Source organism: Streptomyces griseoloalbus (assembly GCA_014650015.1).
GTDB lineage: Bacteria > Actinomycetota > Actinomycetes > Streptomycetales > Streptomycetaceae > Streptomyces > Streptomyces griseoloalbus.
The window spans coordinates 390,916-400,350 of sequence record BMUD01000004.1 but is presented as its reverse complement, the minus strand read 5'-3'; the positions used below and the strand labels follow the sequence as shown (position 1 = coordinate 400,350).

Genomic DNA, 9,435 nt, shown 5'->3' with positions numbered 1-9,435 from the left:
CGCGCTCCAAGCCTTCGACATCACCTTCGACGGCCGGCTCACCGCCGGACGCCGCTGAACAAAACCGACCGAGTTCCACCGTTCGCTACACAGACCCCGCTCCACAGAGGTGGTGGCCTACCGGGCCGCCAGGGCGGTGTGGAAGGTGAGCGCGGTGTCGTCGCAATACGCCGCTGGCGCCGGGCAAGCCGCCGCCTACTGCCTCTACCTCCACCACCTCGCCTAGGGAGAAGGTGAACCGTTCCGAGTTCGGTAGAGATCTCAGATGTTAGTTGTGACCTGGGGTTTCGTGTTTGCGAGGTAGTGGTTGGTTTCGTATTCGACGGGCGGGACGTGGCCTATCTCACCGTGGAGTCGTCGGTGGTTGTCCCAGTCGACGTACTCGGCGGTGGCGAGCTCGACGTCGGACAGCGTCTTCCACGGCCGCCGGGGCTTGATCAGCTCGGTCTTGAACAGTCCGATCGTGCTCTCTATCGAACAGTATTGCCGAGCCGATCCGCGAGCGGTTCGGAACTGGCTCCCCCATAGCAGTGAGGAGGACGTTGACCGTTTGCTTGCGTCCTGTGCCGCACTCAGACGCTCCTGAACCGGGGGGGGGGAGCCTCAACCGGACGGATGAACCACTGACAGTCGGAAACGGCCTGCCCACAGGCGCACGAGCCCGTCACTTCCGGCCGAGGCGATGAAGTGGCCGTCGGGGGAGAATGCGACGGAGTGGATCCGGTCGGTGTGGTCGGCCAGGGGTTCGCCGACAGGGTGTCGGGTGAGCGTGTTCCACAGCCGTACGGTGCCGTCGCCACTCGCGGCGGCCAGCAGATATCCGTCGGGTGAGAATGCCACCGAGAGGACCGGACCGGTGTGGCCGGTGAGAGGTTCACGGGCGGGAGAGCCAGTCACGGCATCCCACAGACGGACTGTCCCGTCGTGGCCCGCGGTGGCCAGCAGTCGTCCGTCGGGTGAGAACGTCACGCATTCGACGCCGCCCTCGTGGCCGGTGAGCGGGTTGCCGATGGGGAGGTGGGTGGCAGGGTCCCACAGGCGGACGGTTTCGTCGTCACTGGCGGTGGCCAGCAGCCGTCCGTCGGGTGAGAACGCCACGGATTCGACGGTGTCGGTGTGGCCGGCGAGGGGTTCGCCGAGGAGGGCGCCCGTCGCCGTGTCCCACAGCAGGGGATCGTTACTGGCGCAGGCGAGGGTGCGTCCGTCGGGGGAGATCACCACTGACAGGCAGGAGCCGTCCTGAACAGTGAGCGGGTTGCCGATGGGGAGGCGGGTAGCAGGGTCCCACAGGCGGACGGTTTCGTCGTCACTGGCGGTGGCCAGCAGCCGTCCGTCAGGGGAGAACGTCACCGACCGGATCCGTTCGGTGTGCCCGGTGAGGGGATCGCCGGCCGGGGCGCGGGTGACAGGGTCCCACAGCCGCACCGTCCCGTCGGTGCCCGCGCAGGCAAGCAGCCGACCGTCCGGGGAGAACGCCACGGAATGGAGAGAGCCTCCGCAACCGCCGTGCAGGGGGGGGCAACGGCACGTGGTGCCCCTGCGAGAGGGCGTGCTCGACCGCCCATAGAGCGGAGTTGGCCACGAGGACGGGTGCCGGTGTGCGAGGCCCACCATGCCGGTGGACGCGCACCGTGTTGTCGTGACCGGCGGTGGCGAGCAGGCCCCCGTCGGGGGAGAAGGCGACTGACCAGACCTGATCGGTGTGCCCGTCGAGCGGTTCGTCGACATTCACCCCGGTCGCGGGATCCCACAGCCGCACGGTCCTGTCCCGGCTGGCGGTGGCCAGCAACTGGCCGTCCGGGGAGAACGCCACCGAGAAGACCGGGCCGGTGTGACCGGTGAACGGGGCGAGGGCGGCGGCTCCCGTGATCACGTTCCAGAGCCGCACGGTTCCGTCGGAGGAGGCTGTCGCCAGTAGGTGCCCGTCCGGTGAGAACGCCACCGACTCGACGTCGTCGGTATGACCGACGAGGGGCCTGCCGACGAGGGCGCCGGTGGCCGGGTCCCACAGGCGCACGGTCTTGTCGCGGCTCGCCGTGGCGAGCAGGCAGCCATCGGGGGAGAACGCCACCGACCAGACCGGATCGCCGTGGCCGGTGAGGGCGTCCCTCACCGGTGTGTACGTGGCGGTGTCCCACAGCCGTACGGTCTCGTCCGCGCTCGCGGTGGCCAGGAGCCGCCCGTCCGGGGAGAACGCCACCGACCAGACCTCGTCGGTGTGGCCACCTAGGGGTTCGCCGACCGGAGCCCTGGACACGGTGTCCCACAGGCACACCGTGTGATCGGCGCTCGCGGTGGCCAGCAGCCGTCCGTCGGGCGAGAACGCCACCGACGCCACCCCCTCGGTATGGCCGGCGAGGGCCTCCCCGGCCGGAGCCCCGGAAGCGGAGTCCCACAGCCGGACGGTGTTGTCCGCGCTCCCCGTGGCGAGTAGCCGCCCGTCCGGGGAGAACGCCGCCGACACAACCGGGCCCGTGTGCACCAGCGGCGCGTAGGCGAGGGTGTAGCGGGGCGAGGGAGCTGCCGTGGACGAGGTCTCCAGTGGACCGCTCACCGGTTCCTGCCGCAGGGGGCGAGCCAGTCGTCGCGTCGGCCGTGCTGACGCGACGGCGACCCACCGGGCACGCCACGGCTCCAGCACGGGTGATCTACGGTCAGGCGGTGGGCATTCCTGGCCGTACTCGTCCCAGGACAGCAGCGTGCGCACGAGCAGCATCACCTTGTCCACGCTCACGTACTTGCCGCCGAGTGCCGCGCTTTGCGTGGCGATCGGCAACGATGCTTGCTCCTGGGCGAACAACTTTCGCGCGCGGGCCTCGATGGCACGCAGCGACGGATTGCCCCGCTCCACCCTTAGACGGCTCAGGTGAGCAGCGTGATCCCGCAGCGCCTCCTCGTACGTGCCCGCCCGGTCGGTGGGCTCCGCATGCTCTCCCATGGGCTTCGTCCCCCCACGCTGTCCCAAGTCATCCGCAGCATAGGGGCCTTCGGACCGAACAGCACCGAACTTGACGGAACAGTCTCGTACAACCCGTGCGGGACGCGGTCGTGCGGCGGGTGTTCGGCCGAACACCCGCTGTGTATGGAGGAGTTGCGTGAGTGATCGGCGTTCGCCGGATCCGTTCGATCCCTGCAGGTCAGAGTGGTGAAGCAGGCCAGAGTCGAGGCATGTCCACTCCACCTGACACCTTCCTGTCCCTACACACTGCCGTCGTCCTCCTGGCAGCCGTCGTCATTGGCATGGTCATCGGCTGTCTGACGGTCCTCACCGGGGCCCCGATCGCGGCAGCTGCCATCGCGGGTGTGTTGAGTGCCGGCGGCAGCGTTCCGGCCCTGCACACCCTCATCGGATGATCACCGGCACCACCGCTCCAGCTGTGAACGACTTCGCGCGGAGCGGGCGCGCGGTGTTCGGGGCGGGGGACTTCCGAGTCCTTGAGCTTCTCCCCCGACCAGGTCTTTTCGCATGCAGGGCATGTGGTGCTGTCGAAGGACGCGTGTCACAGTTTGTCTCACCCCCTTGTCCCCCAAGATGGTCGTCTCACGTCTTCATCGGAGGATCCAGAGTTGGGGCAGATCGACACCTGCCTCATCCAGAGCGTGGTCATCGGAGGCCGCGACTCGGACCAGCCGGTGATTCTTCCTGAACAACCGCATAAGTTAGATGAGTTCATCCGCTAGTTCGGGAGGAGCGACTTCTGGTGCGGCACGCTGCTCGGCGGCTGCGGGGAACCGCTGCGTCCCAAACGGCATGTGACGAGGGTCTGTCACTTCGCCCACGAAGCCGACCCCGCCCGCGGGGAGTGCCACCGGGCCAGCCACAGCGCGGACGGCGCCGACCACCTGTTCGTCAAAACCCATGTCACTCGCTGGTTGGCCGGACAGGGGTACGCGGCCCAGGGTGAACTGCGCAGCTTCGGGCACTGCCACGGCGATGCCGTGGACTTCCGGCTGCCTCGCACGAGAATGCATCTCCGGTTCGAGCTCCACTCGGAGGACTACCGGAGCTGGCGCAAGGCGGCGGACAGCCTGGGCGCGAAGGAAGGCCGTATCGAGTGGGTGTTCGGCCGGGATGACGCGCTTGCTCGCGACATGGTGGCGCGGCGCGGGTACGCCCTCCTCGTGCGGTGCGAGACCGAGGGCAATGACCGTCGTGTGTTCATCGGTACCGCGACCGACGGGAAGAAGACGCCCTGGGTTCCGCTGGAGCTCTGCCGGATGACCGAGAGCGGCCTTATCACGCCCGCGCTCGAGGAGCTGCGTGCCGAGGGGGTGATCCGCGACGACGGCATCGGCCGCGAGCCGGAGGGCCCTCCGTGACTGGCTAGGAGAGGGCGACCGCGTCCTGGACCTCCTCATCGGTCTGATCGGCCGCCCCATTACCGTCACCCCGGCCAGGGCGGAGCGTCGGGCCGTCGCTCCCGACCCGAAACCGGCCAAGGCTCTTGAACCGAAGCCGGTCGAGAAGAAGGATCCGAACCTCAGGAAGATCCGACGCCTGCTCGGTGAACTGGACCGGACCCATGGGCACCGGCCCACCCAGGACCTGCTGCGGCTGCTCGACGAGATCGGGAAACATCGCGATCAGCTCGCCCGACCACTGCCCGCCGCGGAAACCAAGCTCGTCGAGCGGTGGCAGAGCAGGCTGGAGGACCGAAGGTCCGCCGAGCGCTCCGCCCAGGCGGCCGCCGCCTCGCGGAACACATCGGCGCGGACGGGACGCACCGCCGAGCCACCGCAAGACGACCGCCTGCCGGCCGAGAGGATCGAGAAGCTGGCCCCCACGGTCCGCGACATCCTTGAAGAACTGGCCCGCGCCGACGGCACTCCTCTGAGCTGGGGCGACCTCCGGCTTCGGGCGGGTGGGCAGCTCCCGTGCCTGCACCCCGACGACCAGGTCGCGTTGCTTGTCGTGGTGGATCGGGGCACACCGGCTGACGAGCCGCTCCTGTCCACACTGATCGACAATTCCGTAGCCGCCCCGCACCGGCTCTATCGCCAGGTGCGCCTCGGCCTCGGCCGGGAGCCCGTCCCTGATGCGGAGCTCGAGACTCATCGGGCCGTGGAGGCTCTGCGGTTGCGGCAGATCTGGCGTTACCGGCGGTGAGTGGGTAGCCCTTCCGGCGCCCGCGACGGGGCGAGGGCGAAGCCGTGTGCGCCATGCTTCGACCGGCGTCGTCAGCACCGCCCGGACGGTCTTGCCGCAGGGTGGGCCGTGCACGCGGCCGTGCAGGACGGCGGTGGCGACCAGCCCCCGACTGCCCCTGCGCCTTGGGCATGGCGAAGAGGGGAAATGACGCGGAAGCGCTCGATCGTGTGGTGGGGGAGCGTGCTGGTCGGCTCTCCCTTCCCGCTCTCGCACTCGCCTGCGAGCCGGGATCGAATTAGCCCCCGAGCAGGCCAATGTCGCGGACTCTCGACATGTCTGATGAGACGTCAGGTAAGTTAGCATCCACTCAGCATCAGTCCCGCACGGCTCCTCGTGCGTGCGCCCAGTCGGTGGCTTCGCGGCAGCCTGCTGGCGCAGAAATACGCAGGCGGCAAGCCTGGTCACAGCAACGCACGATTTTCCTGTATGTCTTCGAGCCGAAGGCATGCCGATGTACAGTGAGGGACGCCCTTGACCTGCACAAAGCAGGCAGGGAGCCGTCTTCCAGGAGTCCAAAGTGCTGCGTACTCTGTTCAAGTCCAAGATCCACCGCGCCACCGTCACCCAGGCCGACCTGCACTACGTGGGATCCGTGACGATCGACGCCGAGCTGCTCGATGCCGCCGATCTGCTGCCCGGTGAGCTGGTGCACATCGTCGACATCACCAACGGGGCCCGGCTGGAGACCTACGTCATCGAGGGCGAGCGGGGGTCCGGGGTGATCGGGATCAACGGGGCGGCAGCCCATCTCGTGCACCCCGGTGATCTGGTGATCATCATCAGTTACGCTCAGGTGACCGACGCCGAGGCGCGGGCGCTGGAACCCCGGGTCGTGCATGTGGACGGCGACAACCGCATCGTGGCTCTGGGGGCCGACCCGTCCGAGCCGGTGCCGGGGTCGGACCAGGAGCGCAGCCCGCAGGCCGTCACGGCCTGACCGGCGCAGACCGAGGCAGGAGCGTGACGTGGCCATGGGTGACTTCGAGATCCGTGACGACCGGGCGGCGGGCCGGCTCGAGGCGGTGACAGAGGGCGAGGTCGTCGGGCGGATCGAGTACTTCGTCCTCGATGCCCCCGAGCGCGCGCTCGTGCCGGTGCACACCATCGTGGAGCCCGCCCACGAGGGCAACGGCATCGCCGGATCCCTCGCCCGCGAGCTCTACGCCGTCGCCGCCCGCGAGGACAGTGCCGTCGCTCCGCTCTGCCCGTACGTCATCAAATGGGTTGAACGTCATCCCGAGCAGGCCCCTGCGGCCGGTCCGGAGCTGATCCGGGCGGCGAAGGCGTGGCTGTCGGCGCATCCCGAGCGGTTCTGACGACAGGGCCCGCATGCTTGCGCTCCTGCACACCTCACCCGTCCACGTGCCCGTCTTCGACGCCTTGCGCGACGAGGGCCACCCCGGCCTGGAGTTGCGGCACTTCGTCGCCGAAGAACTGCTGGAGCGGGCCCGCGCCACGGGTCCCGCCGCCGTCGCCGACGACGTGCGGGCGAGGGTGCGGGAGGCCGTCGACGGCGGTGCCCGGGCCGTGCTGTGCACCTGCTCGACCATCGGCCACATCGCGGAGCAGGCCGCCGCCCGGGCCGGCGTTCCCGTGCTGCGCGTGGACCGGCCCATGGCGGGCGTGGCCGTGGCCGCCGGGCCGCGGGTCGTCGTCCTCGCCGCACTGGAGAGCACCCTGCGGCCGACGGTGGCGTTGATCGAGGAGGAGGCCCGGAGGGCCGGCCAGGCCGTCGAGGTGCGGACGGTGTGGGTGGCAGGGGCCTGGGAGCGCTTCGAAGCGGGGGATGCCGAGGGGTACGTACGTCGGATCGCGGACGCGGCCGACGCGGTCACCGGCGCCGATGTGATCGTCCTCGCCCAGGCGTCGATGGCTCCGGCCGAACGGCTCACCACGGCCACGGTCCCGGTGCTGTCCAGTCCACGTCCGGGACTCGCGGCGGGCGCGGCGGCAGTGGCCCTGCGACAGGCGGACGCCCGATAGCAGCGGCCGAGCCCTTCTCGCCCCGCCCGCCCGTGATGCGCCACCTGGTCCCCGTGCCGTCACGCGCGCGGGTGACTGGAGACGCGGGCGTCGGGTAGGCGGGGGAGTAGTCCAGAGCCGACGTCGACCGACTGGCCGGAGGACACCCGTCATGACGAACCCGTATCCGGATCCCGTCCCGCCGGGCCCCACGCCGGGCCCGGACCCCGCACACCCCGAGCCCTACCCCGACCCGGCGCGCCCCCCGCAGCCGCCCCCGGGACCGGAACCCACACCAGCACCGGCACCCACACCGCCGAACCCCACCCCGGGCCCGCCCGCTCCGGGCCCGCCCGAGCCGTCGCCCTCACCGATCCCGCCGGGCCCCGAGCCGGTACCCGACCCGGAGCCGGGCCCGCCGCTGAGCTGACCGGACGTCGGAAACGACAGGGCGGTGGACCGCCCGAAGGCAGTCCACCGCCCTGTCAGCGGCACGTCACGGGGCCACGAGCCCCCGCCCGGTCCCTCCTACGCGGACACCTCCGAGCGGTCCCCGCCCCACAGCGTGTGGAACGAGCCGTCACGGTCCGTGCGCCGGTAGGTGTGCGCGCCGAAGTAGTCCCGCTGGCCCTGGGTGAGCGCGGCAGGCAGCCGCTCCGCGCGCAGGGCGTCGTAGTAGGCGAGCGCCGCGGCGAAACCGGGCGTGGCCACGCCCTGGCGGGTCGCCGCGACCAGCACCTCGCGCCAGTCGTCCTGCGCGTCGGCGATCTCCCGCGCGAACGTCTCGTCCGAGAGCAGGCTCGGCAGGTCCGCCCGAGCGTCGTAGGCGGCGCGGATACGGTCCAGGAAGGCCGCCCGGATGATGCAGCCACCACGCCAGATCGCGGAGACCGAGCCGAGGTCGATGTTCCAGCCGTACTCCTCGCTGCCCGCGGCGATCTTGTGGAAGCCCTGCGTGTACGACACGATCTTCGAGGCGTACAGCGCCTGCTCCACCCGGTCGGCGAACGCCGCCGCCTCCGACTCGCTCAGCGGCGTGGCCTTCGGCCCCGCGAGGCCGCGCGAGGCCTCGCGCAGCGCCGCGTGGCCGGACAGGGAACGGGCGAACACCGCCTCCGCGATACCCGACACCGGCACGCCCAGGTCGAGCGCGATCTGCACGGTCCAGCGGCCCGTGCCCTTCTGCTCCGCCTGGTCCACCACCACGTCCACGAACGGCTTGCCCGTGGCCGCGTCCACGTGCGAGAGCACCTCGGCCGTGATCTCGATCAGGTACGAGTCCAGCCGGCCCGTGTTCCAGGTGCGGAAGATGTCCGCGATCTGCGCGGGGGAGTACCCGGCGACATCGCGCAGCAGCTGGTACGCCTCACCGATCAGCTGCATGTCGGCGTACTCGATGCCGTTGTGGACCATCTTCACGAAGTGGCCGGCGCCGTCCGGGCCGACGTGCGTGACGCAGGGTGCGCCGTCGGCCGCCTTGGCGGAGATCTTCTCCAGCATCGGGCCGAGCGAGTCGTACGACTCCGCCGAACCGCCCGGCATGATGCTCGGCCCGTGCAGCGCGCCCTCCTCGCCGCCGGAGATACCGGTACCGACGAAGTGGATGCCCTTCTCGCGCAGCTCGCGCTCCCGGCGGCGGGTGTCCGCGAAATGGGCGTTGCCGCCGTCGATGATCATGTCGCCGGGCTCCAGCAGCGGGGCGAACTCCTCGATCACCGCGTCCGTCGGCTCGCCGGCCTTCACCATGATGACCAGCCGCCGCGGCCGCTCCAGCGCCGCCACGAACTCCTTGGCCGTCTCGGCCGCCACGAAGCTGCCCTCGTGCCCGAACTCCTCCACCAGCGCGTGCGTGCGGGACGCCGTCCGGTTGTGCACCGCGACCGTGTAACCGTTGCGGGCGAAGTTGCGTGCGAGGTTGCGGCCCATGACCGCGAGCCCCGTGACGCCGATCTGCGCTGAACTGCTCATTGGGGTGGCTCCTAATGACCTTGGTATCGGTACCGCCGGGTGGCGGTGCTGCCGCTCGATGCCCGCCAGTCCCGCCATCGACCATCCTGACGTGCCGTACGTGCGTGCGCACGCGCGGGTCGCACGACACCGCGCAGGCACATACGGGCGAAGGTACCTGGCGCACTCACTACGGGGTCACTGTGTGGCAATTCCACGGTCACGCCGTGCTCATCCCGAGCGCCGGGCCGGCGCACACACCCGCGTGCCCCAGCGGACGGGCACACCCGCCCGCGCACGCTCCGCCTCGGGCACGAAGGGGGGCGCAACGTCCGCCGATTCCTGGCCACTTGGCGCATCCGTGCGGCCGATAGCCG

9 protein-coding genes and 2 pseudogenes are annotated in these 9,435 nt (G+C 70.3%); 5 read left to right on the top strand and 6 right to left on the bottom strand.

Annotated features, from left to right (window positions below):
* Positions 1-261 precede the first annotated feature (261 nt).
* From IE178_RS08965 to IE178_RS08955, 4 genes and pseudogenes are all read right to left on the bottom strand, one after another.
* Entirely contained in the window at positions 262-531 is a 270-nt protein-coding gene (locus IE178_RS08965; protein ID WP_438874360.1) for an integrase core domain-containing protein, read from the bottom strand.
* Between the two features lie 72 nt (positions 532-603).
* Complete coding sequence (locus IE178_RS08960) at positions 604-1,350, bottom strand: WD40 repeat domain-containing protein (protein ID WP_318279924.1); 747 nt, start codon at positions 1,348-1,350, stop codon at positions 604-606.
* 99 nt (positions 1,351-1,449) lie between these two features.
* Positions 1,450-1,614: pseudogene (locus IE178_RS36590) on the bottom strand (hypothetical protein); the annotation flags it as partial.
* A 19-nt stretch (positions 1,615-1,633) separates the two neighbouring features.
* Positions 1,634-2,716: pseudogene (locus IE178_RS08955) on the bottom strand (WD40 repeat domain-containing protein); the annotation flags it as partial.
* 452 nt (positions 2,717-3,168) lie between these two features.
* Between IE178_RS08955 and IE178_RS08950 the strand changes: the two are divergent.
* Positions 3,169-3,354, top strand: a complete 186-nt coding sequence (locus tag IE178_RS08950) for a hypothetical protein (protein WP_193511860.1) — start codon at positions 3,169-3,171, stop codon at positions 3,352-3,354.
* Positions 3,355-3,753: 399 nt separating this feature from the next.
* Positions 3,754-4,320, top strand: coding sequence for a hypothetical protein (locus tag IE178_RS08945; RefSeq protein WP_193511859.1), 567 nt, complete (start codon positions 3,754-3,756; stop codon positions 4,318-4,320).
* Between the two features lie 4 nt (positions 4,321-4,324).
* On the opposite strand, the gene IE178_RS08940 is transcribed toward IE178_RS08945, so the two are convergent.
* Entirely contained in the window at positions 4,325-5,056 is a 732-nt protein-coding gene (locus IE178_RS08940; RefSeq protein ID WP_193511858.1) for a hypothetical protein, read from the bottom strand.
* Between the two features lie 610 nt (positions 5,057-5,666).
* On the opposite strand from IE178_RS08940, the gene panD reads away from it, so the two are divergent.
* The 3 genes from panD to IE178_RS08925 are packed head-to-tail and all read left to right on the top strand — an operon-like array spanning position 5,667 to position 7,132.
* Positions 5,667-6,086, top strand: a complete 420-nt coding sequence (gene panD / locus IE178_RS08935) for an aspartate 1-decarboxylase (RefSeq protein ID WP_193511857.1) — start codon at positions 5,667-5,669, stop codon at positions 6,084-6,086.
* 28 nt (positions 6,087-6,114) lie between these two features.
* On the top strand, positions 6,115-6,465 hold the full coding sequence (locus tag IE178_RS08930; RefSeq protein WP_369075342.1) for a GNAT family N-acetyltransferase: 351 nt from the start codon (positions 6,115-6,117) through the stop codon (positions 6,463-6,465).
* A gap of 13 nt (positions 6,466-6,478) precedes the next feature.
* Positions 6,479-7,132 carry an aspartate/glutamate racemase family protein gene (locus IE178_RS08925; protein ID WP_193511856.1) on the top strand — a complete coding sequence of 218 codons (654 nt, stop codon included), beginning with the start codon at positions 6,479-6,481 and terminating at the stop codon, positions 7,130-7,132.
* 507 nt (positions 7,133-7,639) lie between these two features.
* Here IE178_RS08925 and gnd read toward each other — a convergent pair.
* Entirely contained in the window at positions 7,640-9,079 is a 1,440-nt protein-coding gene (gnd, locus tag IE178_RS08920; RefSeq protein WP_184762522.1) for an NADP-dependent phosphogluconate dehydrogenase, read from the bottom strand.
* Between the last annotated feature and the right edge of the window lie 356 nt (positions 9,080-9,435).

What these genes read in the sequence shown, in the direction of transcription:
- IE178_RS08925 (WP_193511856.1), top strand. Translation starts at nt 6,479, where the DNA reads ATGCTTGCGCTCCTGCACACCTCACCCGTCCACGTGCCCGTCTTCGAC.
- gnd (WP_184762522.1), bottom strand. Translation starts at nt 9,079, where the DNA reads ATGAGCAGTTCAGCGCAGATCGGCGTCACGGGGCTCGCGGTCATGGGC.
- IE178_RS08940 (WP_193511858.1), bottom strand. Translation starts at nt 5,056, where the DNA reads ATGAGTCTCGAGCTCCGCATCAGGGACGGGCTCCCGGCCGAGGCCGAG.
- IE178_RS08950 (WP_193511860.1), top strand. Translation starts at nt 3,169, where the DNA reads ATGTCCACTCCACCTGACACCTTCCTGTCCCTACACACTGCCGTCGTC.